General features: G+C 67.4%; 23 protein-coding genes and 2 pseudogenes. 12 read left to right on the plus strand and 13 right to left on the minus strand.

Features of this window, described 5'->3' with window-relative positions; all coding sequences use genetic code 11:
* The first annotated feature begins 45 nt into the window (after nt 1-45).
* On the plus strand, nt 46-5169 hold the full coding sequence (locus tag C7T91_RS21990) for a PAS domain-containing protein (RefSeq protein WP_108261185.1): 5124 nt from the start codon (nt 46-48) through the stop codon (nt 5167-5169).
* Between the two features lie 30 nt (nt 5170-5199).
* Here the strand turns inward: C7T91_RS21990 and C7T91_RS21995 are convergent, their stop codons facing one another.
* The 12 genes from C7T91_RS21995 to rpsJ all read right to left on the minus strand — a co-directional run bounded on the left by C7T91_RS21995 (nt 5200) and on the right by rpsJ (nt 13528).
* A complete protein-coding gene (locus C7T91_RS21995; RefSeq protein ID WP_108261187.1) occupies nt 5200-6219 on the minus strand; it encodes an LLM class flavin-dependent oxidoreductase in 1020 nt (339 codons plus the stop codon).
* 578 nt (nt 6220-6797) lie between these two features.
* Nucleotides 6798-7418: a TIGR02466 family protein gene (locus C7T91_RS22000; RefSeq protein WP_108261189.1), complete on the minus strand. Its 621-nt coding sequence runs from the start codon at nt 7416-7418 to the stop codon at nt 6798-6800.
* Nucleotides 7419-8103: 685 nt separating this feature from the next.
* Nucleotides 8104-8517 (minus strand): 50S ribosomal protein L16, encoded by a 414-nt coding sequence (rplP, locus tag C7T91_RS22010; protein WP_108261194.1) that lies wholly within the window; start codon nt 8515-8517, stop codon nt 8104-8106.
* Between the two features lie 11 nt (nt 8518-8528).
* Complete coding sequence (gene rpsC / locus C7T91_RS22015) at nt 8529-9260, minus strand: 30S ribosomal protein S3 (protein WP_108261196.1); 732 nt, start codon at nt 9258-9260, stop codon at nt 8529-8531.
* The gene (gene rplV, locus C7T91_RS22020; protein ID WP_108261198.1) at nt 9260-9640 is read right to left on the minus strand and encodes a 50S ribosomal protein L22; all 381 of its coding nucleotides are present in this window, start codon (nt 9638-9640) and stop codon (nt 9260-9262) included. The genes rpsC and rplV overlap by 1 nt, the downstream gene beginning before the upstream one ends.
* Nucleotides 9641-9643: 3 nt before the next feature.
* A complete protein-coding gene (rpsS, locus tag C7T91_RS22025) occupies nt 9644-9922 on the minus strand; it encodes a 30S ribosomal protein S19 (protein WP_035839238.1) in 279 nt (92 codons plus the stop codon).
* Nucleotides 9923-9925: 3 nt separating this feature from the next.
* Nucleotides 9926-10768 carry a 50S ribosomal protein L2 gene (rplB, locus tag C7T91_RS22030; RefSeq protein ID WP_108261200.1) on the minus strand — a complete coding sequence of 281 codons (843 nt, stop codon included), beginning with the start codon at nt 10766-10768 and terminating at the stop codon, nt 9926-9928.
* 120 nt (nt 10769-10888) lie between these two features.
* A complete protein-coding gene (locus C7T91_RS22035; RefSeq protein WP_108261202.1) occupies nt 10889-11425 on the minus strand; it encodes a hypothetical protein in 537 nt (178 codons plus the stop codon).
* 134 nt (nt 11426-11559) lie between these two features.
* Nucleotides 11560-11856 (minus strand): 50S ribosomal protein L23, encoded by a 297-nt coding sequence (locus C7T91_RS22040; protein ID WP_108261204.1) that lies wholly within the window; start codon nt 11854-11856, stop codon nt 11560-11562.
* On the minus strand, nt 11853-12473 hold the full coding sequence (gene rplD, locus C7T91_RS22045; RefSeq protein ID WP_108261206.1) for a 50S ribosomal protein L4: 621 nt from the start codon (nt 12471-12473) through the stop codon (nt 11853-11855). Before rplD ends, C7T91_RS22040 begins: the two co-directional genes overlap by 4 nt.
* Nucleotides 12473-13204, minus strand: a complete 732-nt coding sequence (rplC, locus tag C7T91_RS22050) for a 50S ribosomal protein L3 (RefSeq protein WP_108261208.1) — start codon at nt 13202-13204, stop codon at nt 12473-12475. Before rplC ends, rplD begins: the two co-directional genes overlap by 1 nt.
* Nucleotides 13205-13219: 15 nt before the next feature.
* Nucleotides 13220-13528, minus strand: coding sequence for a 30S ribosomal protein S10 (rpsJ, locus tag C7T91_RS22055; protein WP_108261210.1), 309 nt, complete (start codon nt 13526-13528; stop codon nt 13220-13222).
* Between the two features lie 306 nt (nt 13529-13834).
* On the opposite strand from rpsJ, the gene C7T91_RS33770 reads away from it, so the two are divergent.
* From C7T91_RS33770 to C7T91_RS22065, 3 genes and pseudogenes are all read left to right on the plus strand, one after another.
* Complete coding sequence (locus C7T91_RS33770; protein WP_201742196.1) at nt 13835-14605, plus strand: IS110 family transposase; 771 nt, start codon at nt 13835-13837, stop codon at nt 14603-14605.
* 8 nt (nt 14606-14613) lie between these two features.
* Nucleotides 14614-14895 (plus strand): annotated as a pseudogene (locus C7T91_RS33775) (transposase); the annotation flags it as partial.
* A gap of 310 nt (nt 14896-15205) precedes the next feature.
* Nucleotides 15206-15671, plus strand: a pseudogene (locus C7T91_RS22065) (ATP-binding protein); the annotation flags it as partial.
* 414 nt (nt 15672-16085) lie between these two features.
* Here the strand turns inward: C7T91_RS22065 and C7T91_RS22070 are convergent.
* Complete coding sequence (locus tag C7T91_RS22070) at nt 16086-17651, minus strand: phospholipase D family protein (RefSeq protein WP_108261212.1); 1566 nt, start codon at nt 17649-17651, stop codon at nt 16086-16088.
* Nucleotides 17652-17916: 265 nt separating this feature from the next.
* On the opposite strand from C7T91_RS22070, the gene C7T91_RS38070 reads away from it, so the two are divergent.
* From C7T91_RS38070 to C7T91_RS22110, 8 genes are all read left to right on the plus strand, one after another.
* Nucleotides 17917-18798 carry a calcium-binding protein gene (locus C7T91_RS38070; protein WP_161556048.1) on the plus strand — a complete coding sequence of 294 codons (882 nt, stop codon included), beginning with the start codon at nt 17917-17919 and terminating at the stop codon, nt 18796-18798.
* Nucleotides 18799-18875: 77 nt separating this feature from the next.
* A complete protein-coding gene (locus tag C7T91_RS22080; RefSeq protein WP_108261216.1) occupies nt 18876-19556 on the plus strand; it encodes a calcium-binding protein in 681 nt (226 codons plus the stop codon).
* A 427-nt stretch (nt 19557-19983) separates the two neighbouring features.
* Nucleotides 19984-20901: a glutaminase gene (locus C7T91_RS22085; protein ID WP_236638407.1), complete on the plus strand. Its 918-nt coding sequence runs from the start codon at nt 19984-19986 to the stop codon at nt 20899-20901.
* A 363-nt stretch (nt 20902-21264) separates the two neighbouring features.
* Nucleotides 21265-22209 (plus strand): sll0787 family AIR synthase-like protein, encoded by a 945-nt coding sequence (locus C7T91_RS22090; protein WP_108261220.1) that lies wholly within the window; start codon nt 21265-21267, stop codon nt 22207-22209.
* Nucleotides 22202-22489, plus strand: coding sequence for an MSMEG_0570 family nitrogen starvation response protein (locus C7T91_RS22095; RefSeq protein ID WP_108261222.1), 288 nt, complete (start codon nt 22202-22204; stop codon nt 22487-22489). The genes C7T91_RS22090 and C7T91_RS22095 overlap by 8 nt, the downstream gene beginning before the upstream one ends.
* A gap of 11 nt (nt 22490-22500) precedes the next feature.
* The gene (locus C7T91_RS22100) at nt 22501-23772 is read left to right on the plus strand and encodes an MSMEG_0569 family flavin-dependent oxidoreductase (protein WP_108261703.1); all 1272 of its coding nucleotides are present in this window, start codon (nt 22501-22503) and stop codon (nt 23770-23772) included.
* On the plus strand, nt 23769-24152 hold the full coding sequence (locus tag C7T91_RS22105; protein WP_161556049.1) for a 5-formyltetrahydrofolate cyclo-ligase: 384 nt from the start codon (nt 23769-23771) through the stop codon (nt 24150-24152). Before C7T91_RS22100 ends, C7T91_RS22105 begins: the two co-directional genes overlap by 4 nt.
* A gap of 105 nt (nt 24153-24257) precedes the next feature.
* On the plus strand, nt 24258-25130 hold the full coding sequence (locus C7T91_RS22110; RefSeq protein WP_108261226.1) for an MBL fold metallo-hydrolase: 873 nt from the start codon (nt 24258-24260) through the stop codon (nt 25128-25130).
* The last annotated feature ends 204 nt before the right edge of the window (nt 25131-25334 follow it).

Here is a 25334-nt window from a genome sequence, read left to right on the forward strand (position 1 = left end):
TCGCCCCATTCCTGACCCGTGCCCAACAGCTGCGCCGGTGTGTGAATGGAAGACGGTCTGCAACAACTCAGCCGCGTCGTGCAGGATCTGCCCGGCCCCGCCTGCCTTGTCTCTGCGGACGGCCTGATCCTCAGCGCGAATGCCGCCCTGTCCGAGACGCTGGGATGCCCGGCGGCGGCGCTCGGCGGGCGCAGGCCCGGAGAGTTCTGCAGCCCCGGCTTCGGCGCGATGATAGCCGCCGCGCAGGCCCGGCTGGTGAAGGATGGCCGCGCCGAAAGCTGCAGCGCCGCGTTCCGGCTGGGCGACGGAACGGAACGCTATTTCGACTGCGTGATCACGCCGCTCGGCCCGGCCGGTACGGAGGAGGACGCGCTCGCCATGCTGGAATTGCGGCCGCCTGCCGCCACCGCGGAACATGGCGGGGACACCGCCGCGCTCGCGGCACCGCTGCCGCGCGAGGACCATTACATGGTGCTCAACGACGCGGCGGCCACAGCCAGCTTCGGCCAGTGGTACCTGACCCTCGACAGCCGGAAATTCTGGGCTACCGGCAGCTTCTACACCCTGCTGGGCTACCAGCCGTTCGAGACCGAGATCGACGCGGCCTGGCTGCGCGGCCAGGTCCATCCCGACGACCTGGAAATGTCGATCTCCGCGATCGAGGACCTGATCCGCGGCCGCAGCAGCCAGGTGCGCTTCGAATACCGGCTGCTCTGCCGCGACGGACGCTACCGCTGGTTCGAAGGCTCCTCGCGCAGGGTCGCGCGCGGCGGCCTGCCGCCGATGCTCTGCGGCAGCCTGATCGACATCGACCGCCGCAAGGCCGCGGCCGGACGGCTGCGGGACGCGCTTGTCTCCGCCCAGACCGCCCGGGCCGAGGTCGAGCGCAGTGCCGAAATGCTGCGCATCGCGACGGATGTCGGCGGCGCCGTCGCCTGGCATTTCGATCCGGCGACCGGATTGGTGACCTACACGACGCCGCCGCGGCTGGCGCTCGGCCATCACGATGACGAATTGGCCCAGCCGCTCGCCAACATGCAGGGCGACGTCCATCCCGAAGATGCCCCCTCGGTGCGCCGCGCCCTGAGCGACCTCGTCGACGGACGCTCCGCCCGCGCGCAGGTCGACTACCGCAAGCGCCACCGCGACGGGCACTGGATGTGGTTCTCCTCCGAGGCGCGGCCGATCCCCGGGTCCGGCCGCGGCGGCCCCGACATCATCTGCGGCATTACCATGGACATCACCGGCCGCAAGAGCGCCGAAGCGGCGCTGCAGGCCGCCGCCGACGATGCCCGCCAGGCCAGGGACGATGCCGAGAGCGCCCGCAAGCGGCTGCAATACCGGATGGAGCTGCAGCGCGTTGCCTCCGAAAGCAGCAATGTCGTGCCATGGTACATCATCCCTTCGACCGGCGAGCAGGAGATCGGCGCGCATCTGGGCACGATCCTGGGCTACGGCACGGCGCACCGGCTCAGCAGCGCCGATTTCCTGGAGTTCATGCATCCAGATGACTGGACCGAGGGCGACAGGATCTTCGGCGCGTTGCTCTCCGGCCATCTCCGCGAAATGTCCGTGGATTTCCGCATGCGCCGCAAGGATGGCAGCTGGTGCTGGATCTCCTCGGTCGGCAAGCATGTCGACAATTCCGCCAGCGGCCTGCCCGACATGGTCTGCGGCAGCTTCGTCGACATTTCCGACCGCAAGGCGGCGGAGGCGCGCCTGGCCGAGGCGCTCTCCGATGCGGAATCGGCGCGCCAGGCCGCCAAGGACAATGCCGAGATGCTGGGCATCGCCGCCAGATGCGGCGAGATCGGCGCTTGGCGGATCGGAATCGAGCCGGGCGATGCCTGGATGGAAGACGAGGGATTCCGCCAGCTCGGCTACCAGCCGGGCGCCTTCGTCCCGGATTTCGACGGCTGGGCCGAGCTGGCGCATCCCGGCGACCTGCCCGCCGCACAGGAACGGATCCAGCAGCTTCTTTCGGGTGCGCAAGACACGTTCGACAGCGAGATGCGGGTCCGCCATGCCGATGGCAGCTATCACTGGTACCGCTTCGTCGGCCGCAAGATCGACCGCTCCGCCGAGGGTCTGCCGCCCTTCATCGCCGGCGCGCACAGCCGGATCGACGCGCTGAAAGAGAACGAACAGCGCCTGGCCGAAGCGCTGGCTTCGGCCCAGGAAGCGACCGCGATGGCGCTGCTGCGCGAGGAAGTGATGGCGCTGACCTCCGAGAGCGGCCAGATCGGCCATTTCATGATCTATCCCGCGCTCGGCGAAGGCGCGATGCCGGACCTGACCTACCGGCTGCTCGGCTTCGAACCCGGCGATTTTCCCTGCACCGACGCGGGCTGGCGGGCGCTGCACCATCCCGAGGACATTGGCCCGGCGATCGAGGCGATGGAAGCGCTGTTCGCCGACCGGACGGATGTCTACGACCTGGAAAACCGCCTCCGCCACAAGGACGGGAGCTACCACTGGTACCGCGTGGTCGCGCGCAAGATCGAGCGCAGCGCGCAGGGACTGCCCTTCGTCCTGGCCGGCGCGATCTTCAACATCGATGCCCAGAGGGCCAGCGAGCAGCGCCTCGCAAGTGCCGCCGACGAGGCGCGCCAGGCAGTCGACCGGCTGAACGCTCTGGCCAACCGGGCCCCGGGCGCGCTGTTCGAATACCAGTCCTTCCCCGACGGGCGGATGCATTTCCACTATTTCAGCGCGGCACTGCCGGAGCTGATGGGCGTCTGTCCCGACATGCTCCGGGCCGACGGGCGGACGATCTTCGCCAACATCCTGCCCGAGGAGATCCCCGAGGCCAAGCGCCAGGTCGAACGCGCCCGCGCGACCGGCCAGACCTTCGAATACCGGCACCGCATAGACCACCCCGTCCGCGGCCGCCGCTGGATCCTGGTCAAGGCGTTGCCCCACACCAACGAGGACGGCACCACCACCTGGTACGGCAACACGCTGGACGTCACCCAGGAGCTCGAGGTCGAGCGCCGCGCGCGCGAGGCCGGCGAAGAGGCGAAGGCCGCGCATGAGCGGCTGAACACCATCGCCGAGAACGCGCCCGGCGCCCTCTACGAGTTGCGGCTGCATCCCGACCAGCGGGCAGAGTGGCTCTATTTCAACGCCAAGCTGCCGGATCTGCTGGGCATTTCCAGCGAAGAACTACAGGCCGATGCCTACGCGTTCTTCCGGCATGTGCCGGAGGAGGACAGCGCCCAGGTCATCAGCCGGTTCTTTGCCGAGCTCGACGATTTCACCGATCAGGTCGAGATCCGCTTCAGCGTCGACCACCCCGAGCGCGGCACCCGCTGGCTGCTGTGCAGCGCCAGCCCGGCGCGGCAGGAAGACGGATCGGTGCTGTGGTACGGCAACATCATGGACACCACCGAGCGGCTGGAGATCGAGTATCTCGCCGCCGAAGCGGCCGCCGAAGTCCACAAGGCGCATAACCGCCTGAGCATGATCGCCGATATCGCGCCGGTCGGGCTCTACGAATTCCGCCGCACCCCGGATGGCCGCCAGGACTTTCCCTATGCCAGCCGCCGCTTCGATGACCTGCTGGGCCTGGCCGAGGGAGAGTCCCGCAATACCGCCGAAACCTTCCGCCGCATCGATCCCCAGGACCTGCCGGCCTTCATCACCAGCATCGAGGACAGCGCCCGCACCCTCGCTCCTTGGAAGGCCCGGTTCCGCCTGCACCATCCGGACCGGGGGCTGCTGTGGCTCTCGGCCTCGTCGATTCCGCGCCGCGAAGAGGACGGCACCATCATCTGGACCGGCGCCCTGCATGACGTCACCGCCGACGTGCTGCGCGAGGCCGAGCTGCGGCGCGCCCACGAACTGGCCGAAACGATGCGCGCCGAGAACGAGCGCCAGGCGCTGCATGACGGGCTGACCGGCCTGCCGAACCGGCGCTACTACGACAACATGATGGCCAAGCGCCTCGACTACGCGCAGACGTCCAAGGTCGGGGATTGCGTCCTGATCCGCGTCGATCTCGACCACTTCAAGTATGTCAACGACACGCTCGGCCACGAGGCCGGCGACCTGGTGCTGGTGCGCGTGGCCGAGGTGCTGCGCAACAGCCTGCGCGGCGAGGATTTCGCGGCCCGGATCGGCGGCGACGAGTTCTCGATCATCCTCGCCCCCGGCATGACCGAGGAAAATGCCCGGGAAATCGTCGAGCGCATCCAGACAAGGCTGGCCGAACCGCTGGTCTATGACGGCCGCCTGTGCCGGTTCGGCGCCAGCTTCGGCATCGCCCATACCGAGGACCTGACCGAGATGGGCCCGGAGCTGCAGCTGTTCGCCGATGCCGCGCTCTACAAGGCCAAGGACGGCGGCCGCAACCGGATGGAATTCTTCACCACCGACCTGCACCAGGGCATCCTCAACGACCGCCGCCTGGCCAGCGAGATTCATGCCGGGATGGAGCGGGACGAGTTCGTCCCCTATTTCCAGCCCCAGGTCTCGGCCCGCGACGGCAGCCTCGTCGGCGTCGAGACCCTGTTGCGCTGGAACCATCCCGAACGCGGCGTGCTCGCGCCGGGGGAGTTCATGCATGTCGCCGAACAGCTGCGGCTGGTGCCGGAAATCGACCGGATCATGATGCTGAAATCGCGCGAGGCGCTGCGGCGCTGGCGCGCCAAGGGGCTGATCATCCCCAAGATCAGCTTCAATGTCAGCTCCGGGCGGATGCACGATCCGGACGTGGTCGACATGGCGCGTTCGCTGCTCGACGGCGAAACCAAGGTGGCATTCGAACTGCTGGAATCGATCCTCGTCGAAGAGGAGAGCGACGCCTTCAAGTTCCATGTCGACATGATCCGCGAGGCCGGGATCGAGATCGAGATCGACGATTTCGGATCGGGCCATGCCTCGATCATCGGGCTGATGGAAATCGCCCCGCAGGCCCTGAAGATCGACCGCCGGATCGTCATGCCGGTGGCACGGGACGACCGGGCCAAGAACCTCCTGCGCGCCATCGTCGAAATCGCCGAAACGCTGGGCATCAAGACCATCGCCGAAGGCGTGGAGACCGAAGAGCAGATCGCCGTGCTGCGCCAAGCCGGCTGCGACATGCTGCAGGGCTATGCCTATTCGCGCCCGATCAGCGAGGACGCGCTGACCGCCTATCTGCGCGGCGGCATGCAGAAGACCGCGTGAGCGCCGGGGCGCCCGCGCGGTCCGGGTCCGTCAGCGCCAGCCGAGGGCCGGCGCGACATGGGTCAGGATGCTCTCGATGACATGGGCATTGTAGTCGACGCCCAGCATGTTCGGCACCGTCAGCAGCAGCGTATCCGCCTCGGCAATCGCCTCGTCCCTGGCGAGCTGCTCGATCAGCCGGTCGGGTTCGTCCGCATAGCCGCGGCCGAAGACCGAGCGCTGGGTCTCGATGAAGCCGAACTGGTCGCGCTCCTTGCCGCCGCGGCCGAAATAGCGCCGGTCCATGTCATTGGTGATCGCGAAGATCGAGCGGCTGACCGATGTCCGGGGCGCGCGCTTGTGCCCGGCCTCCTTCCAGGCCGCCTTGTAGGCGCGCAGCTGCCTGGCCTGCTGGACGTGGAAGGGTTCGCCGGTCTCGTCGTCCTTCAGCGTCGAACTCTGCAGGTTCATGCCCAGCTTCGCCGCCCAGACCGCGGTCGCGTCCGATCCCGCGCCCCACCAAATCCGGTCACGCAGCCCGGGGCTCTGCGGCTCCAGCCGCAGCAGGCCCGGCGGGTTCGGGAACATCGGCTGCGGGTTCGGCTCGGCGAAGCCCTCGCCCTTCAGCATGTGCAGGAAAACCTCGGCATGCCGGCGCGCCATGTCGGCCGGGCTTTCGCCCTCGGCCGGGCCGTAGCCGAAGTATTTCCAGCCGTCGATCACCTGCTCGGGCGAGCCGCGCGAGAGGCCAAGCTGCAGCCGCCCGCCGGAGATCAGATCCGCCGCTCCTGCATCCTCGACCATGTAGAGCGGGTTCTCGTAGCGCATGTCGATGACGCCGGTGCCGATCTCGATCGACGAGGTCCGCGCGCCGACCGCCGCCAGCAGCGGGAAGGGCGAGGCCAGCTGCCGCGCATAGTGGTGGACGCGGAAATAGGCGCCGTCGAGGCCGAGCCCTTCGGCGGCCACGGCGAGGTCGATGGATTGCAGCAGCACGTCGGAGGCCGAACGCACCTGCGATCCCGGTTCCGGGCTCCAATGCCCGAAGGACAGAAAACCGATCTTCTTCATGGGACTTCCTTTCGCGCGCCGCGCTTGGCGCCGGTTGTCCCATAGATAGGCCGCCGGTCAGGCCGCTGTCAGGTGCGGAGTCTGTGCCGACGCGCGCAAGAGGTCTGCATCCGCGCCAAGGCGCGCCCTCCGCCCTTTCCCCGCCAAGCACCGGCAAATGGCTGCACGCCCTCTGACCGGCTCGCCTGCTGACGAGCACCGCGACCGGACCGGCAGGGCGACGGCACGTCCCGGCAAGGACCAGATGCTGCGCCCCCCCCCCGGTGGAGCGGTCCCGGATTGCCGGGCAAGACGCCAGCTCCCGGCGCGCACACCTAGCCTGCACCGTCCAGGCCGACACATGGGCGCGCTGGCGCGCCCCGGCGTGTCGTCGTTCCTGCATCGGCGCGAACCGGATGTCCGCCAATTTCCGTCCGGGGCCGGACATGGCGAGGCGGCGTGCACCGGGCTGCGGCAGATATCGCGGGAAAACGGCAGCGCCGGTCTTTCCGGGCAAAGCAACGCATCGCCGAACATGCGGAACCGCCTCGCCCCGGAGCCAGGCCGACCAAACGAGCCGGGACCGGCCTACCGGGCCGTCAGACCCATTTGTAGTTGAAGCTCACCGAGATCCGCTCGTCCTCGGACATGTTCATGGGCACTTCGTGGCGCAGCCAGCTTTCCCAGAGGAGCACCTCGCCGACTGCGGGCTTCGCATAGACGAAGGTGCGCAGGTCCTCTCGGCAGTCCTTCCTGCGGGCCGGCGCGGCCATCATCCTGGCAGAGCGCGGGTCTTCGAGCTTCAGAGCCGAGGCGCCGTCGGGCATGGCGACATAGGTCGTGCCGGAGATCACCGAATGCGGGTGCAGGTGCGAGGCATGCATGCCGCCCTCGGGCAGGATGTTGATCCAGAGATCTTCCAGCTCCAGCTTGCCCTCGCCCAGGTCGAATTCCAGGTCCTCGGCAAAGGCCGCGACATGGGCGTCGAGCGCCTTCTTCAGCTCGGCGAAGATCGGAAAGCGCCAGGGAAGATCGGTCAGAGAGGCATAGGAGGTGTAGCCGGGATAGCCGTTCTCCTCGCACCATTGCTGGCCGGCCTCGTCATCCTCGGCAATGACGTAGCAGGAATTCTCCAGCTCGCGCGGGTCGATGTCATGTCCCAGCTCGGTGAGGCGGGCGCGGTAGAGACGGGTGACGAAGAGGGAATCGATCTGTGCCATGCGCGTTCTCTAGCCCAGCGGCGCGGCGCGGGCGAGAGGCTTGTCAGCCATCGGCCGGAACCCTGCGCAGAAGCGGACGGAAGAGCTTTGCCATGTTGAAGGCAGAGAAAAGAGCAAAGCAGACCCCCCAAAAAACGCCACAGCTCCGCAGGATCTCGATGTACCAATCGCGATCCGCCCAGCTTGGCTCGAGAACCGGCGGCGGATCTGCGGCCAGCAGGAGCACTCCCATGGGAACCATGGTCCACAAGAGGAATACCGCTCCGCAAAGCTTGGCGCCCTTTTGGGACGTCTGCGAGACCGGCTCGTAGACCTTATGGAGATGTTCCGCTTCGCCAGCTTGTCCGGTTCCCGGCCCAGCACCCGCCGTTGCCGCGCCAGCATGGCCCGGTTCAGGCGCGCGAAGCTGCGCGGACCGGTCAAGATGACTATCAATAGGAAGCCGACGAGGACCATGCCGCTATGGCGATCAGGACTTCCCGCCGGAAGGCCTCTGGGCCGATCTCGTCCGGACAACCGGCTTGCGGGGAAGGACGGGCATCGGAATGGACCATGGATTGAAATCACTCGGGAAACCGCCCCGCCATCCTTTCCGGCCCCGCGATTTCGGTCAAGCGGCAAAGCAAAGGCCCCCGCCGATCGCTCGGCAGGGGCCCCTGAACTGTCTCGCTTGCGCGATCCGGTCTTACCAGTCCTCGCGGACCACGACGCGGGTCTTGATCGGCAGCTTCATGGCGGCCAGACGCAGCGCCTCGCGGGCGGTTGCTTCCGGAACGCCTTCGAGCTCGAACATCACCCGGCCCGGCTTGACCTTGCAGGCCCAGTAATCGACCGAACCTTTACCTTTACCCATCCGGACTTCGGTGGGCTTGGAGGTCACGGGCAGGTCCGGGAAGATCCGGATCCAGACACGGCCCTGACGCTTCATGTGACGCGTCATGGCACGGCGGGCTGCCTCGATCTGGCGGGCGGTGACGCGCTCGGGCTCCACCGCTTTCAGACCGTAGTGACCGAAGGCCAGATCGGACCCACCCTTGGCTTCGCCATGGATGCGGCCCTTGAACTGCTTGCGGAATTTCGTACGCTTTGGCTGAAGCATTATCTTATTCCTTACCGGTCGTTGTCGCGGTTGCGACGACGATCACCGCCGGCGCCGCGGGGGGACGGACCGTCCTGCAGCTCCTGCGCCTTGCGATCCCGTGCGGACGGATCATGTTCCATGATCTCGCCTTTGAAGATCCAGGTCTTGATGCCGATGATGCCGTAGGGCGTCATGGCTTCGGCGGTCGCGTAATCGATGTCGGCCCGCAGCGTGTGCAGCGGAACGCGGCCCTCGCGGTACCACTCGGTGCGCGCGATCTCGGCGCCGCCCAGACGGCCGGCGACGTTCACGCGGATGCCGAGCGAGCCCATGCGCATGGCGTTCTGCACCGCGCGCTTCATGGCACGGCGGAAGGACACCCGGCGCTCCAGCTGCTGGGCGATGGATTCGGCAACCAGCTGCGCGTCGAGTTCCGGCTTGCGGACTTCGACGATGTTCAGGTGCAGCTCGGAGGCGGTCATCGCGGCCAGCTTCTTGCGCAGGACTTCGATGTCCGCGCCTTTCTTGCCGATGATGACGCCCGGACGCGCAGTGTGAACCGTGACGCGGCACTTCTTGTGCGGGCGCTCGATGATCACGCGGCTGACGCCGGCCTGCTTGCATTCCTTCTTGATGAACTCGCGGATCTTGATGTCCTCGAGAAGAAGGTCGCCGTAGTCCTTGGTGTCTGCGTACCAGCGGCTGTCCCAGGTGCGGTTGACCTGGAGACGCATGCCGATCGGATTGACTTTATGACCCATTAGGCTTGCTCCTCGACCTGGCGGACCTTGATGGTCAGCTCGCTGAACGGCTTCATGATCTTGCCATAGCGGCCACGCGCCCGCGGACGGCCGCGCTTCATGACCAGGTTCTTGCCGACGAAGGCTTCTGCCACGACGAGCTCATCCACATCCAGGTTGTGGTTGTTCTCTGCGTTGGCGATCGCCGATTGCAGGCACTTCTTGACGTCTGCCGCGATCCGCTTCTCGGAGAAGGTGAGGTCGGCCAGGGCCTTCTCGACCTTCTTGCCGCGGATCAGCTGCGCGACGAGGTTCAGTTTCTGCGGGCTGGTGCGAAGCATGCGGACTTTCGCCATTGCCTCGTTCTCAGCCACGCGGCGGGGATTCTTTTCCTTGCCCATGGCTTATTTCCGCTTCGCTTTCTTGTCCGCCGCGTGACCGTAATAGGTCCGGGTCGGAGAATATTCACCGAACTTCTGGCCGATCATGTCCTCGGAGACGTTCACCGGGATATGCTTGTGGCCATTGTACACGCCGAAGGTGAGACCCACGAACTGCGGCAGGATCGTCGAACGGCGCGACCAGATCTTGATGACTTCGTTGCGCCCGGATTCCCGGGACTTCTCGGCCTTCTTGAGGACGTAAGCGTCCACGAAAGGCCCTTTCCAAACGGAGCGTGCCATGGATTAGCGGCCCTTCTTCTTGGCGTGACGCGAGCGGATGATGAGCTTCTGCGACGCCTTGTTGGTGTTGCGGGTGCGCATGCCCTTGGTGTCCTTGCCCCACGGGGTAACCGGGGTACGGCCACCGGAGGTGCGGCCTTCACCACCACCGTGCGGGTGGTCGATCGGGTTCATGACAACACCGCGGACGGACGGACGGATGCCCTTGTGGCGCATGCGGCCGGCCTTGCCGAAGTTCTGGTTCGAGTTGTCCGGGTTCGACACGGCACCGACGGTGGCCATGCATTCCTGGCGGACCAGACGCAGTTCGCCCGACGACAGGCGGATCTGGGCGTAGCCCCCGTCACGGCCGACGAACTGGGCGTAGGTGCCTGCAGCGCGGGCGATCTGGCCGCCTTTGCCGGGCTTCATCTCGATGTTGTGGACGATCGTGCCGATCGGCAGGCCCGAGAACGGCATTGCGTTGCCCGGCTTGATGTCTGCCTTTGCGGAGGCCACGACCTTGTCGCCGACAGCAAGACGCTGGGGCGCGAGGATGTAGGCCTGCTCGCCGTCTTCGTACTTGATCAGCGCAATGAAGGCGGTCCGGTTCGGGTCGTATTCGATCCGCTCGACGGTGGCCGCCACATCGAATTTGCGACGCTTGAAATCGACGACGCGGTACAGGCGCTTCGCGCCACCGCCACGACGGCGAGAGGTGATCCGTCCGGTATTGTTCCGGCCGCCCGACTTGGTCAGACCCTCAGTGAGGGATTTGACCGGACGCCCTTTCCAAAGCTCCGAACGGTCGATCAGAACCAGCCCACGCTGGCCAGGCGTCGTCGGTTTATACGACTTGAGTGCCATAGTTTCTGTCTTCCGTTGTTAGAGGGCCCCGTAGGTCCCAGTAATGTAGGCCCCCGTAGGTGCCCGTATTCAAAAGCTGCGGCCCCGGAGCGAATCCGAGGCCGTTCAGGTCCGCCGCGTTTAACAGAAGGGTGACACCGCGTCCAGAGGAGACGATCCGATTGAAGCACTTCCGCTCCGAATGTCCGCTCTCCGCCTTGCCGGGCCAGGCAGCTCAGCGGTCGCCAAGCACGATCCAGGACGGCGCCGAAAGTTCCGGAACTGCGGAACCGTAATTGTTTTTCCAGGGCCGTGACGTGACCCGGCAGCGCAGACCGGAAGCTCGAGATCGGCGCGGTCCTTGCGCGCCGCGAAGAAGGACAGCGTGTCCACCGCCGGGATACGCCTCACATTGACAGACATGTCCGCCAGGGCCTTGTCCACATCATAGCCCGGCTTGTCCGCTTCGCGCTGAACGAAGGCACCGCAGACCGCCAGCATGCCGTCGATCTTTCCGATCGCGTAGAAGAGGTCGGTTCTCGGCCCGCTCTTCCACGGGATCACCGCGCTCTCGACTCCGTCATGGTACCGCATCCTGGCATCCGCCGCCGCGCAGGGACCGCTGCCGACCAAGGCGACAGCGAGCGCAAGGGCAAGCGTCACATTCCGCACCATCATTTCCGTCCCTCCCGGTAACCTCCCGAGAGCGTCGGCCGACGGGCCCGCCGCTTCAATGACACAGATCAACCCAGAATTGCATGTAAAAAAGGGCCCCCGCATAGCGGAGGCCCTCCCGAAGCTTTCCAACCGGATCAGAGACCGGTGGAGACGTCGATCGTGTTGCCCTCTTCGAGCGTCACGTATGCTTTCTTGACGTCCTTGCGCTTGCCCAGCATGCCGCGGAAGCGCTTGACCTTGCCCTTGGTGATGGTCGTGTTCACGGCCTTCACCTTGACGCCGAACAGGTTTTCCACTGCTTCCTTGACCTGCGGCTTCGTCGCGTCGATGGCGACTTCGAAGACAACCGCGTTGGCCTCGGAGGCCATGGTGGCCTTCTCGGTGATGATCGGACGACGGACGATGTCGTAATGTTCCGGCTTCACGCTCATTTCAGGCGAGCCTCCAGAGCTTCGAGTCCTGCCTTCGTGACGACCAGGGTGTCACGCTTCAGGATATCGTACACGTTGGCGCCCTGGCTCGGCAGCACATCGACACCTTCGATGTTGGCCGCGGCCTTGGCGAAGTTCTCGTTGACTGCCGCGCCGTCGATGACCAGCGCACGCTTCCAGCCGAGGTTCTTGACCGCAGCTGCGAGCAGCTTGGTCTTGGCTTCGGCGAGGTTCGCGTCCTCGATCACGATCAGCTCACCCGCCTTCTGCTTCGCGCTCAGCGCGTGCTTCAGGCCGAGCTTGCGGAATTTCTTCGGCAGGTCGTGCTCGTGCGAACGCGGGGTCGGGCCCTTGTAGACGCCACCCTTGCGGAAGATCGGTGCGTTGCGGTCGCCGTGACGGGCGCCGCCAGAGCCTTTCTGGCGCACGATCTTCTTAGTCGAGTAGCTGGTCTCCGAGCGGGTCTTCACCTTGTGGGTGCCCTGCTGCATGCGCGCACGCTGCCAGCGGACCACACGGTGCAGGATGTCCGCACGCGGCTCCAGGCCGAAGATGTCGTCGTTCAGATCGACTTCGCCGGCTTCACCCGCGTCGAGCTTGATAACGGGAGCTTTCATTATTCATTCCCTCCTTCGGCCGGAGCCTCGGCGGGGGCCTCAACGGCCGCAGCTTCCGCAGCTTTCAGAGCGGCCGGGAACGGCACGCCTTCCGGCAGCTTCTTCTTGACGGCGTCCTTGACGGTGACCCAGCCACCCTTCGAGCCGGGAACCGCGCCCTTGACCATGATCAGGCCACGGTCGGCATCGGTGCGGACGACTTCCAGGTTTTGCGTGGTGACACGGGCAGCACCCATGTGACCGGCCATTTTCTTGCCCTTGAAGACCTTGCCCGGATCCTGACACTGGCCGGTGGAGCCGTGCGAACGGTGCGAGATCGAGACGCCGTGCGAGGCGCGCAGGCCGCCGAAGTTGTGCCGCTTCATGGCACCGGCGAAACCTTTACCGATCGAGGTGCCCGAGACGTCGACCTTCTGGCCGGCAACATAGTGCTCGGCGGAGATCTCGGCCCCGACCTCGATCAGGTTCTCGGGAGCGACGCGGAATTCGACCAGCTTGCGCTTCGGCGCAACCGAAGCGGCGGCGAAGTGGCCGCGCATGGCCTTGGAAACCCGCTTGGCCTTTGCAGTGCCGGCGCCGAGCTGGACTGCGGAATAGCCGTCCTTGTCGGCGGTGCGCTGTGCAACCACCTGCAGGGTGTCGAGCTGAAGCACGGTCACCGGGATCTGGCGGCCGTCTTCCATGAACAGGCGGGTCATGCCCACCTTCTTGGCGATAATACCGGAGCGCATAGTCCTATACTCTCCTTACACCTTGATCTCGACGTCGACGCCGGCAGCCAGGTCGAGCTTCATCAGAGCATCGACGGTCTGCGGGGTCGGATCGACGATGTCGAGCAGACGCTTGTGGGTGCGGATCTCGAACTGGTCGCGCGACTTCTTGTCGACGTGCGGACCGCGGAGAACCGTGAATTTCTCGATCTTGTTCGGCAGCGGGATGGGCCCGCGCACCTGTGCGCCCGTGCGCTTGGCGGTATTGACGATTTCCTGGGTGCTGGCGTCCAGAACCCGGTAGTCAAACGCCTTCAGCCGGATGCGAATGTTTTGGCTTTGCATGTGTTTATGCTTTCGCGGCTTAGGAAACGAGAGGTGGAGCGCACATCATTATGCGCCCCACTTGCATTCCCGAAGGTCTTGGGGGTCGCGCCTTTTGGCGCGAAACGGACAGATTCGCAAGGGGTTTTCGCCCCCGGAACCGTCCGCATTTCAAAAAGAGAAGGATGCGGAACCGAAGTCCCGCATCCCCCGTCTGATCGCCGAGATTACTCGATGGCGGCGCCGCTTCCCGCCGGAGCACGGCCACGAATGACATGCCTGGCTGTGCCGGCGGCGTGCGGTTCTTCTCCGGCAAGGATATTCACGATGACCAACAGAACCATCGGCATCGATCTCGCCACAAGGGGCGATCATGTCGCCCAGATCCATGGCAACGGCCGGCCAGTCGGCCGCCCGGTCCGCTTCCGGCACGACGCAGCCTCGCTCGATGCCTTCCTGGCGCGGGCGATCGAGGGCATCCGCACCGGCGACGGCGTCCTTGCCGTCATGGAACCCACCGGAATGAGCTGGTTCCCCGTTGCGCACAGGCTCGCCGACAGCGGGATCGCCGCGACCCGCGTCAAGGGCAAGCGCGTCAGGGCGCTGCGCCGCCATCTCTCCGAACACGCCAAGACCGATCTTGCGGATGCGCAGGTGCTGGCCGCCAGTCCGGGCTTCGGGGGACCGGAGCTCGATCCGCTCCATAGTCCCGCCCCGAAGAGCCACGCCCTGCAGCGCCTGACCAAGCAGCGCAGCCGCTTCCGGGATGCGATCGCCGCGGCCAAGCGCCGGCTTCTCGGCCTGATCCGCTGGGCATCCCCGGCGCTGGAGCGCGTCCTGCCCGACCTCGGCACCCGCCTCCCGGCCGCGCTGCTGCAGCGCTGGGTCGATCCCGAAGTGACCCTCAAGGCGCGCAAGACCACCATCGCGACCTTCATCGCCAGGCATGCCAGCGGCAATCCCCCCATGGCGGCCCCTTCGCCGACGCCCTCGTCGAGGGGCTGCGCCGGGCCGCCCGCGAAGCCCGCGACCTGCACCGCAGGCATGTCGGCCCCGCCGAGCTGCAGGCAGAAATCGCCATCGAGGCCGGCGTCCTGAACGCTCACATGGCCGCGCGCGCCGAACTGGATCGCAAGATCGAGGCGCTTTGCACCGAATTGCAGCCCGGGGATGTGCTGCGCCCCATCCCCGGAGCCGGACGCCATCTCGCGCCGGTCCTGTCCGGCCTGCTCCACAGCGCCGACCGGGTCCGGTCCGAACGTCACATCCGCGGTTTCCGCGGCTTGTTCCCGCGCCGGTCGGACAGCGGCGGAACGGAACGGCCCGGCCAGAAGATCACGCAGGGTGGAAACGACCGCATCAAGCGCGCCCTGATGCTCGCCGCAGACACGGCCCGCAAGATCGGCCCCGGCCTGGCCGAGGTCTGCTGGCGGCTGGTGACCGGCAGGGGCATCATCACGAGCAGGCCCTCTGCGCCGTCGCCAACCGGCTCGTCAACCGCATCTTTCGCGTGCTGCGATCCGGCAAGCCCTGCATCCTCCGCGACCGGGACGGACGCGAGATCACCCTCGCCGAGGCAAGGGCGATTGTCGCTGCACGCTACACCGTGCCGGACGCCATTCGTGCCACGCGCCGCGCCGACAGGAGTCCCATCGCCGCCCGAACCCGGAAAAACGCACTGCGCTACCGGTACAAGATCACTTCGCCGTTGGCATCGCCCGGGCCTGCATCCGGCGCGGCAAACGGGGGCGCCATCGGTCCCGGACCAGTGGCGCCGCGACGGCGCGCCCCTCAACGCCGCCGGCCTCGCCAACAAGCGCGACGCCGCAGCGCGCGCCGACCGCCAAGGGCGGACAGCCGACCTGCTGGGACGCCTCGACTTCCCGATCCTCGGCGCGCCCGGCTGTCTCCCTTTTGCCCGGACCGGAGGGCAGCTGCTCCGTCACCTGATCCGCCGCCCTTGCGAATGCACCTCGATCACCGTCACGGCGACCCCGGCCTTCGGCGAATGGCCCGTTCGCCATCGGTCTCGGACCAGTGGCGACGCGATGGCTCGCTGTTCGGCGACGCCAAGATGACAACCGCGCTCCTCGACCGTCTCACCCACCACTGCGAGATCCTAGAAACAGGCAACGAGAGCTGGCGCTTCGAGAACCGCGCCTGAGCTCAAGCAAGCTGGCCCGACACGGCTGCGCCACCTGAAAGCTGCGCCGCGTCGGGCCAGCTTGAGACCCGAAAAGCGGGTCCCTATTCGGAGCTTAAACCGGGTCCCCTTTCGGCTCTGACTCAATTTTGGTGCGCGCAGCCGGCACCAGCGCGAGAAATCGGCCCAGTCCTGCGCATAGGCCCGCAGCGTGTTGTCGGAAGCCGAGGCGCGGGCGTAATCCTGCGCGGCCTCGGCGAGCTGTTCCATCGCAGCGCTCGGCGCGGCCGGGGCCGGCCGGCGTTCAGTGTCGTCCATGGCGTCTCCGCCTCCCTGCTCGATGTTTTTCGGCAGGTTACCGGACGTGAGGGGGCGAGGCAAGTGACGGCGGTTTGTTTCGATATAAATCGAAAAACCGCCGCATTGGCCAAGGCGTCAGAGCTGGCCTCCGATCGGCAGGACGCCGTAGATGCGGCTCTTGAAGCTGCGCCAGCCGGACTCGGCGGGTTCGTCGCGATGCACGAGGATCCGGCCGTCCGCGGTGTGTTCGAGCCATTCGAGATTGCCGTCGGTGCCGAGCCGCAGCTGGTAGGCGTTGCGGCGGATGCCGGCCTGGAACTGGCGCACGGCCTCGGCGGCGATGGCGGGGGAGTCGATGAGCACGCCCATCTCGGTATTGATCAGCACCGAGCGCGGGTCCCAGTTGAACGAGCCGACGAACAGCCAGCGGCGGTCGATGGCGAAGGCCTTGGTATGCAGCGACGACAGCGACTGGCCGAGCCCGAGCCGCGCCCGGTCGGGGCGCGAGCCGTCGGCGCGCAGCTCCCAGAGATTGACCCCGGCCTCGAGCAGCGGTTCGCGGTCGCGGGCGTAATGGCCATAGACCGGCAGCACGTCGGTGGAGTCCATCGAGTTGGTCAGCACGGTGACATCGACGCCGCGCCGGGCAAGCCCGGTCAAGAGCGCCACCCCGCGGTCGCGCGGGACGAAATAGGCGGAGGCGACGAACAGGTCCTTCTGCGCGCCGCGGACATAGGGCAGCATCCGCGCGGCGACGATGTCCTCCTGCCGGGCCTCGCCGGCGGTCTTCTCCACCGGGTCGGAGATCACCTCGACCGGCACCCAGTCGAGATCAAGCCGGCCGTTCACCAGGCTTTCGCGCACCGCGTGCTTCAGCGCGCTGCCGTATTCGCTGCCGCCGGCGGCATTGGCGAGCCGCTCCAGCTTGGCGCGGGCCTCGTCGAGGGTCAGCGCGCCGCTCTTGCCGTCGGTGACGACGGCGCCCGCGGGCACGGCCTGCTCGCTGTTCCAGTAGCTGTCGAAGATGGTCGAGACCTCGCGCGCCACCGGCCCGGCGCCCAGCAGGTCGAGATCGTTGTAGTTGCTCTCGGTGCGGGCGGCGAAATACTCGTCGCCGATGTTGCGGCCGCCGATCATGGTGGCGACATTGTCGACGGTCATCGACTTGTTGTGCATCCGCCGGTTGATCCGGTCGAATTCGAAGGCCGAGGCGATCATCTTGCCGGGGCCGCGGCGGAACGGGTTGTAGAGGCGGATCTCGAAATTGGGGTGCTTGCCGAGCGCGGCCATCATCGCGTCGTAGCCCGAGGTGTCCATGTCGTCGATCAGCAGCCGCACCCGCACGCCGCGATCGGCCGCCTTGAGCAGGTGCCATGCGAAGAGATGCCCCGAGGCATCGTCATGCAGCAGGTAGTACTGGGCGTCGATCGAGCGTTCCGCCCGGTCGGCCAGCACCAGCCGCAGCGCAAGCGACTCCGGTCCGTCCGCGACCAGCCGGATGCCCGAGCGGCCGTCCTTCGGGTCGCCGAGGCGCTGCGCCTGGCGGGCGAGGAAGGTGCTGCCGGTATCGGCGAGGGCGAAGGTCTCGGGCTTGGGGTAGTCCTGCGCCCAGGGCGCGCAGGAGGCGAGCATGAAAACTGCCGCCGCCAGTGCCGCGCTTCCGGCGAGCCTGCCGCGTCCGATTGCCGTGCCGATGCGCATGTCGTCCTCCTTGCGTCCTTGCCGGAGAATCGTAGCCGCGGCGCCGCGGCGGGACAAGCGTCCTGCCGGGGCAGGGGGCTGCGGCGCGGTGGTCGGGTATTCCGGGCCGCGCGCGTCCCGCGTTTCAGCGCGGTTACGCGGCCGCCACAATCGAAACATCGCGGCCCGGCCGCTGACATCGGGCGGAAAAGCGCAGCCGCCAAAACTCGGCCCATCAACGGACAGGGGGCCGGACGCGCCCCGCAGCAGATCACGGGAGAGACAGATGAAGATGCTCGACACCAGCACCGCCGACAAGGACGGGTTCACCGGAGTGGCCGCGGCCGTCGTGGCCGGAACCGCGGGAGACGACTTCCTGCTGATCACCAGCCCGTCGCCCACCCTGGTGCTGGGCTATGGCGGCAATGACACGATCAGCTTCTACGGCGATGCCGACCACACCGCCCATGGCGGCGACGGCAACGACGTGATCAACATCAACGGCCGCGGCCGGGTCACGGCCTATGGCGGCACCGGCGACGACCGCTTCAACGTCAACTCGAAGGCGGACCACCATGTCGAGGGCGGCGACGGCTACGACATCGGCGATTTCCGCGGGCTGGCCGGGGAGGCGGATGGCGACCGCGGCTTCCGCTTCGACCTGATGGACGGGACGGTGACCGACTGGGCGCCCAGCTCGGTCGATCCCTTCGAGATCTCCTTCGAGGGGCTGGAGGAAATCCATGGCAGCTACTGGGACGACTATGTCACCGGGTCGCACGAAGCCGACATCTTCTACGGCACCGGCGGCTTCGACATCTTCTGGGGCCATGGCGGCGACGATATCTTCCACGCCGGCGACGGCGGCTCCTTCGCCTGCGGCGTCGAGGATGACGACCAGCTGATCGGCGCCCGCGGCGAGGACACTTTCTGGGGCGGCAACGGCAACGACACGCTCGACGGCGGCGACGGGGATGACGTGCTGCATGGCGAGGCGGGCGACGACCTGATCCATGGCGGCGCGGGCGAGGACGTGATCTATGCCGGGACCGGCAGCGACCGAGTCTATGCCGGCGACGACTGGGACACGGTCTATGCCACCGCCAGCATCTACGACCGCGATGTCAGCCCGGACTACTACAACGGCGGCGAAGGGCGGGACTGCTGAGCTACGAGAACAGCAACATCGCCGTCTATGTCAGCTCGCATTACGGCCGGGCCGGGGCCTGGGTCGATGGAGAGCAGATGGGGCTGGACGAGTTCTCGGGCTTCGAGACCTTCGTCGGCAGCCGCTTCGACGACTTCATGCGCACCAGCAACGGCGGGTTCGGCGGCTACCGCGAATTCATTTACGGCGGCGACGGCGACGACATCGTCTATGCCAGCCGCGGCGCCGACATCTACCATGGCGACGCGGGCTTCGACACCGTGGACTTCAGCGGCATGTACAATTCCGTGCTGATCGATTTCGGCAATGCCGGCCCTTACAACCACGATGCGAGGATCGGCGACGACATCTACAAGCTGGTCGATTTCGAGAGCTATATCGGCAGCCGCACGGACGACACCTTCATCGGCGATGCCCGCGACAGCTGGTTCGAGGGCGGCTTCGGCGACGACACGGCGACCGGGGCAGGCGGCGAGGATGTCTTCGTCTTCCGCGACCGCGGCGACAGCTTCGGCTTCGACCGGGTGACGGATTTCACCCATGGCGAGGATGCCGTCATGCTCGACGGGCTGCATGCCTGGGACGGCAGCGCGATCGGTCACTGGAGCGACCTCGACACCAACGGCAACGGCCAGCTCGACCATGGCGACGCGTCGATCTGGTTCACCCATGACAGCGCGCTGCTGCTGTTCGGCGAGGGCACGGTGGAGCTGGAGAACGTGAGCACGCTCCACGCCTCGGACTTCCTGTTCGCCTGACCCTCCGCCCGGCGCGGCCCGCCCTGCCGCCGCAGCCCCCGCAGGCCCGCCGCCTGCGGGGGCTTCCCGTTTGCGCCGGAGGGGGCACGTAACAATTGAAACACCGCCGGACAACGGTCCGAAACTTCCGGGCGGCATCCTGTTTCCATCGAAGGACAGCAACCCCGCACCATCCCGGAGGAGACCGACATGAAAGCCCCGCAACCCCGCAACCGCCCCGCCCCCAGCCATCCCGGCCGCCGCGCCCCCGAGACCTGGCGCTTCACCGACTGGGCCTCGATATGACATGGACGCGCCGCGCCGCCTGATCCGGAGACGGACGGGACAGCAGGGCCGGGACCGCCGCGGGCGGGACCCGGCCTTTTCCTTGCCCGCGGGCCGCGGCGGCGGCTATGCATCGGGCAGGGCGGGCATAAGGAGAGCGGCGGTGAGCGCAGCATTGCAGCAGGTCCTGCGGGAGCTCGACGCCGAGATCCGCGCGGCAGGCGATTGGGGCGAGGTCGCTTCCTATATCCCCGAGCTGGCGCGCATCGACCCGGCGCAGTTCGGCATCGCGGTTGCGCTGGCCGATGGCAGCCTCGCTGCGGCGGGGCAGGCGGAGCAGCGGTTTTCCATCCAGTCGGTGTCGAAGGTGTTCTCGCTGGCCTGCGTGCTCGGCCGCATCGGCGAGCAGATCTGGACCCGGGTCGGGCGCGAGCCCTCGGGGCGGCGCTTCGACTCGATCCTGTCGCTGGAGGACGAGAAGGGCCGGCCGCGAAATCCCTTCATCAACGCGGGCGCGCTGGTCACCACCGACGAGCTGCTCGCCGGACGTGCGCCGAAGGAGGCACTGGCCGAGATCCTCGGCTTCCTGCGCGGGGCGGCCGAGGACCCGGACATACATATCGACAAGGCGGTGGCGCGTTCCGAGGCCGAGACCGGCTACCGCAACGTGGCACTGGCGAATTACCTCAAATCCTTCGGCAACCTGCGCAACCCGCCCGAGATCACGCTGGGCACCTATTTCCATCAATGTGCCATCGAGATGAGCTGCGTGCAGCTTGCGCGCGCGGGGCGGGTGATCGCCGGGCTTCCGGGCGCCCCGGCGATGCTCTCGCCGGTCAAGGCGCGCCGGATCAGCGCGCTGATGATGATGTGCGGCCATTACGACGGCTCGGGCGACTTCGCCTTCCGGGTCGGGCTGCCGGGCAAGTCCGGGGTCGGCGGCGGCATCCTGCTGGCCGCGCCGGGCCGGGCTTCGATCGCGATCTGGTCGCCGGGGCTGAACGGCTACGGAAATTCGCAGATGGGCACCTATGCGGCCGAGCGCCTGGCACGGCAGGCCGGCTGGTCGGTCTTCGGCTGATCCTGCGCGTTGGACGGAGAATCGCTCTGCCGCCGCGGCCAAGGCCGGTGCCGCATGGCAGGCAGCCGGTCCTCGCACCCGTCGGCGGCACGCCCGTGGAAAGCCAAAGGACCCGCGGGTGTCCCGGCAAGATCGCTTCGCTGGCGGCGGACCGTGATTTTCCGGCGACAGGCGGGCGGGGAAGGCCCGCGCTTGGGGAGCGCCCGCGAACGGCCGGTGATCGTGTTCCGGAGGCACGAGAAGATCGTGCCAAGGCACCCGGCCCGGTCGGTCCCTGGGCAATGCGCGCTGGCCGCGATCCGCCACCGGCATGGTCAGGCAAGGGGAAGCCCTGCGGAACCGGGCGCGGATGGAACATCATCGATGCGCGCTGCCGGAACCGCCGTTCCTTGCCTGCCGCCGGAGTTGCCAGCGGATGTGCCACCGGTTCGTGCCCGCGGTGTTTTTCAAGGTTTTTGTCGCCGGTGTCCAGATGCCGCTGCGCTGCCGAACGGCGCGGGCTGGGACCTGCTGGCGGGCGAAGGGTTCATCCCCGGCTTCGTGGCAGACAACCCGTGGTTCGCGGGCTGGTGCGGGGTGATGGTCAATCTCTCCGACATCGCCGCGATGGGCGGGCGCGCCACCGCCGTGCTCGACCAGATCTGGGCGCCTTCCGCCGAAGCCGCCCGGCCGCTGATGGACGGGCTGCGAGATGCGGCGGAGGCCTATGGCGTCCCGCTGGCCGGCGGCCACACGAATTTCGGCGCGCCTGCGCTTGGCCTCGCCGTCTCGGTCCTGGGAAAGGCGGAACGCCTGATCACCAGCTTCGACGCGCAGCCCGGAGACCTCTTGATCGCTGCCGCCGATCCGCGCGGGCGCTACGTCAATTTCGACAATTTCTGCGCCGCGCTCGATGCGCCGCATTCCCGCCTGAGGGCCGACCTGGCGCTGCTGCCGGAGCTGGCGGAGGCCGGGCTGGTCCGCGCGGGCAAGGATGTCAGCCAGGGCGGGATCATCGGCACGGCGCTGATGCTGGCGGAATGCTCGGGGGTCGCCATCGAGATCGACCTCGCCGCGCTCGCCCCGCCGCCCGGCATCGATCCCGAGCGCTGGCTGCGCAGCTTCCCCAGCTTCGGCTACCTGCTTGCCGTCGCGCCGCAGCACGCCAATGCAGTCTGCGCCCGCTTCGCCGCCCGCGGCCTCGACGCCAATGCCATCGGCCGCGTCCTTGCGGGCTCGTCGGTTACTCTGGCCGACGGCGATGACCGCGCGCTGTTCTGGGATCACGCCGCCACCCCCTATCTCGACCTCGGAGTCCCCCATGCCTGAGACCTACTGGACCGTCCGCTGGCCCGACGGCGCCGAGGAGCGGCTCTATTCGCCCTCCTCCGTCGTGGCCGAGCTGTTCACCGCCGGACAGAGCTATCCGGTCCCCGATTTCCTGAACCGCGCCCGCATCGCGATGGAGCGCGCCTCGAACCGGGTGGAGCGCAAATACGGCTTCGCCTGCAGCTCGGCGATGGCGCAGCTCGACGCCATCGAAGCCCGCGCCGCCGCCATCGGCGAGGCGCCGGGCGCGGAAATCGCCTGCCTCGCCATCAGCCAATGAAGGATCCCGCCATGAAGGACCTCGCAACGTCCCGCATTCCCGTCGCCATCGTCGGCGGCGGCCAGGCCGGGCTTTCCGTCGCCTGGCAACTGAAGAAGCAGGGCATCGCAAGCCTCGTCTTCGAGCGCCATGTCCGATTCCATTCCTGGCGGGCCAACCGCTGGGACAGCTTCTGCCTCGTGACGCCGAACTGGCAGTGCCGCCTGCCGGACTTCCACTATGACGGGGAGTATGGCGGCACCGATCCCGACGGATTCATGCCGAAAGACGAGATCACGGACTATCTCGACGCCTTCGCGGAAAAGACCGCCCCCGACCTGCGCGAGGACGTGGAGGTCACCCGCGTCGCGCCGTGCGAGGGCGGCTTCGATGTGGAGACCTCGATCGGGACCTGGCGCGCCGATCAGGTGGTGATCGCGACGGGGGGCTACGACATGCCGATCGAGCCAGATTATGCGAAGACGCTCGACCCGGCGATCTTCCAGATGCATTCGGTCGACTACCGCAACCCCGGGCAATTCCCCGAAGGCCGCGTGCTGGTTGTCGGCACCGGCCAGTCCGGCGTGCAGCTGATGGAGGATTTCACCCGCGCCGGCCGCAAGGTGCATCTGGCCGTCGGCCCCGCGCCGCGCAGCCCGCGCAAGTATCGCGGCCGCGACGCCACCGACTGGCTGCACGACATGGGGCATTACGCCGTCACCATCGCCGAGCATCCCGATCCGGCGAAGGCGATGACCCAGACCAACCACTACATGTCGGGCCGCGACGGCGGCAAGGAGATCGACCTGCGCCGCTGGCATGTGGAGGAGGGAGTCGCGCTGCACGGATCGCTGGCGGACATGGACGGCACGCGGGTCCGCTTCCTGCCGGATCTGGCGAAGAATCTCGACGATGCCGACCGCTCCTATTGCGGCATCCGCGACCTGATCGACGCGTACATTGCCCGCGAGGGCATCGACGCCCCGCAGGAGCCGCCCTTCGCCAAGCTCTGGGAGCCCGCCGATGAGCCGGTGGAGCTGGACCTTGCCGAAGCGGGCGTGACCTCGGTGCTCTGGGCGATCGGCTTCCGGCCCGATTACAGCTGGATCGAGGCCGATGTCTTCGACGCCCGCGGCAAGCCGGTCTTCGACCGCGGCGTGACGGCGCATCGGGGGCTGCATTTCATCGGGCTCGGATGGCTCAACACCTGGGGCTCCGGCCGCTTCCTCGGCATCGAAGAGGACAGCGCCCACCTTGCCGGCCGGATCGCGGCGCAGCTTGCCGATGCGGCGGTCGGCGCGTGACGGCGGCGCTCCGCCTCGCCGCGCACCGGCTCTGCCTGCCGGTCACCCATGGCCGCGGCCATCCGCTGAGCTTCCATCTCTGGAGCCCGGGCGTGGCGCTGCAATCGGCGGGCTTCGGCACCTCTGCGCCGGTCGAGGCGCCCGAGGTGGTGCCGGACGTGCTGGTCGTGCCGATGCTGGCCTTCGACGGCAAGGGCGGGCGGATGGGCTACGGGGCCGGACATTACGACCGCACGCTCGACAAGCTGCGCGCGCTCGGTCCGGTCCGCGCCTACGGCTTCGCCTATGCCGCGCAGGAATTCGACGCGCTGCCGCAGGAGCCGACCGACCAGCCGCTCGACGGCATCGTCACCGAGAACGGGCTGATCCGCATCCTGTGAGGCCTGCGGCAGGCGGAACGCAGGTTCCGTTTTGCCGCAGTTGCGCAGAACATTGTCCTGCATATCTCGCATGCTGAGTGACAGCATCAGCGAAGGAGCAGGGCGATGGCCGCTCATCCCGAGGTCCGGGCATTCTGGGACGAACCGACCGGAAGCTGGCAATACGTGGTCCACGATCCCGCCACCATGGCGGGCGCGATCGTCGATCCGGTGCTGGATTACGACCCGCTTGCCGCCGCCATCTCCACCGCCAATGCGCAGAAGATCCTCGATTACGTGCGCGAGGCGGGGATTTCGGTCGAGTGGATTCTCGACACCCATCCGCATGCCGACCATTTCTCCGCGGCGGTCTGGCTGTCGGAGCAGCTCGGCGGCGTGCCGCGCGGCATCGGCGAGCATGTCGTCAAGGTGCAGAGGCTCTGGCAGGGGCTATACAATCTCCCGGACCTGCCCACGGATGGCAGCCAGTGGGACCGGCTCTTCGCCGATGGCGAGCGGTTCATGCTGGGCGAGATCCCGGTCGAGGTGATGTTCTCGCCCGGCCACACGCTTGCCTCGGTCACCTATGTCGCGGGCGATGCGGCCTTCGTGCATGACACCTTCATGATGCCCGACAGCGGCACCTCGCGTGCGGATTTCCCGGGCGGCTCCTCGGCAGATCTGTATGGCAGCCTGATGCGCATCCTTGCCCTGCCGGAGGACACGCGCCTCTATGTCGGCCACGACTACGCGCCGGGCCGCCAGGCCGCCTGCATGGCGACGGTGGCCGAGCACAAGGCATCGAACAAGCATCTCAAGGATGCGCCGGATGAGGCCACCTACCGCAACCGGCGCGACGAGCGCGACGCGACGCTGCCGTTGCCCAAGCTGATGCTGGCCGCGCTGCAGGTGAATATCCGCGGCGGGCGCCTGCCGGAGCCGGAGGCGGACGGCGCGCAGTACCTGAAGATCCCGCTGAACAAGTTCGATCCGCGCTGAGCGGAAGCCAAGACGGGGCCCGCCAGGGCCCCGTCCGATCGGCTGGGCCTTCCGCGCGGCCCGCCGTTTCGCGGTGTGGTTGGCCGGCCGTACGGGCCGGACCGGGACGGCCGCCGGAGCGGTGCAGGCGGCCCAGCCAGTTTCCGGCGCGGACCAGCAGCTCCTCGCGCGCCGACCCGCCGATGATCTCGGCCAGCCGCGGCC

Origin of the sequence: Mangrovicoccus ximenensis (assembly GCF_003056725.1) — a bacterium.
GTDB lineage: Bacteria > Pseudomonadota > Alphaproteobacteria > Rhodobacterales > Rhodobacteraceae > Mangrovicoccus > Mangrovicoccus ximenensis.

Bases quoted from the DNA above. Each gene is read 5' to 3' on its own strand.
- C7T91_RS22040 (WP_108261204.1), bottom strand. From the start codon at position 11,856: ATGAGCGTGAAGCCGGAACATTACGACATCGTCCGTCGTCCGATCATC.
- C7T91_RS22095 (WP_108261222.1), top strand. From the start codon at position 22,202: ATGCCTGAGACCTACTGGACCGTCCGCTGGCCCGACGGCGCCGAGGAG.
- C7T91_RS33770 (WP_201742196.1), top strand. From the start codon at position 13,835: ATGACCAACAGAACCATCGGCATCGATCTCGCCACAAGGGGCGATCAT.
- C7T91_RS22100 (WP_108261703.1), top strand. From the start codon at position 22,501: ATGAAGGACCTCGCAACGTCCCGCATTCCCGTCGCCATCGTCGGCGGC.
- rplB (WP_108261200.1), bottom strand. From the start codon at position 10,768: ATGGCACTCAAGTCGTATAAACCGACGACGCCTGGCCAGCGTGGGCTG.
- C7T91_RS21995 (WP_108261187.1), bottom strand. From the start codon at position 6,219: ATGAAGAAGATCGGTTTTCTGTCCTTCGGGCATTGGAGCCCGGAACCG.
- rplP (WP_108261194.1), bottom strand. From the start codon at position 8,517: ATGCTTCAGCCAAAGCGTACGAAATTCCGCAAGCAGTTCAAGGGCCGC.
- C7T91_RS22070 (WP_108261212.1), bottom strand. From the start codon at position 17,651: ATGCGCATCGGCACGGCAATCGGACGCGGCAGGCTCGCCGGAAGCGCG.
- rplD (WP_108261206.1), bottom strand. From the start codon at position 12,473: ATGAAAGCTCCCGTTATCAAGCTCGACGCGGGTGAAGCCGGCGAAGTC.
- rplC (WP_108261208.1), bottom strand. From the start codon at position 13,204: ATGCGCTCCGGTATTATCGCCAAGAAGGTGGGCATGACCCGCCTGTTC.
- rpsJ (WP_108261210.1), bottom strand. From the start codon at position 13,528: ATGCAAAGCCAAAACATTCGCATCCGGCTGAAGGCGTTTGACTACCGG.
- C7T91_RS22035 (WP_108261202.1), bottom strand. From the start codon at position 11,425: ATGATGGTGCGGAATGTGACGCTTGCCCTTGCGCTCGCTGTCGCCTTG.
- C7T91_RS21990 (WP_108261185.1), top strand. From the start codon at position 46: ATGGAAGACGGTCTGCAACAACTCAGCCGCGTCGTGCAGGATCTGCCC.
- rpsC (WP_108261196.1), bottom strand. From the start codon at position 9,260: ATGGGTCATAAAGTCAATCCGATCGGCATGCGTCTCCAGGTCAACCGC.
- C7T91_RS22110 (WP_108261226.1), top strand. From the start codon at position 24,258: ATGGCCGCTCATCCCGAGGTCCGGGCATTCTGGGACGAACCGACCGGA.
- C7T91_RS22080 (WP_108261216.1), top strand. From the start codon at position 18,876: ATGGGGCTGGACGAGTTCTCGGGCTTCGAGACCTTCGTCGGCAGCCGC.
- rpsS (WP_035839238.1), bottom strand. From the start codon at position 9,922: ATGGCACGCTCCGTTTGGAAAGGGCCTTTCGTGGACGCTTACGTCCTC.
- C7T91_RS22000 (WP_108261189.1), bottom strand. From the start codon at position 7,418: ATGGCACAGATCGATTCCCTCTTCGTCACCCGTCTCTACCGCGCCCGC.
- rplV (WP_108261198.1), bottom strand. From the start codon at position 9,640: ATGGGCAAGGAAAAGAATCCCCGCCGCGTGGCTGAGAACGAGGCAATG.
- C7T91_RS38070 (WP_161556048.1), top strand. From the start codon at position 17,917: ATGAAGATGCTCGACACCAGCACCGCCGACAAGGACGGGTTCACCGGA.
- C7T91_RS22090 (WP_108261220.1), top strand. From the start codon at position 21,265: ATGCGCGCTGCCGGAACCGCCGTTCCTTGCCTGCCGCCGGAGTTGCCA.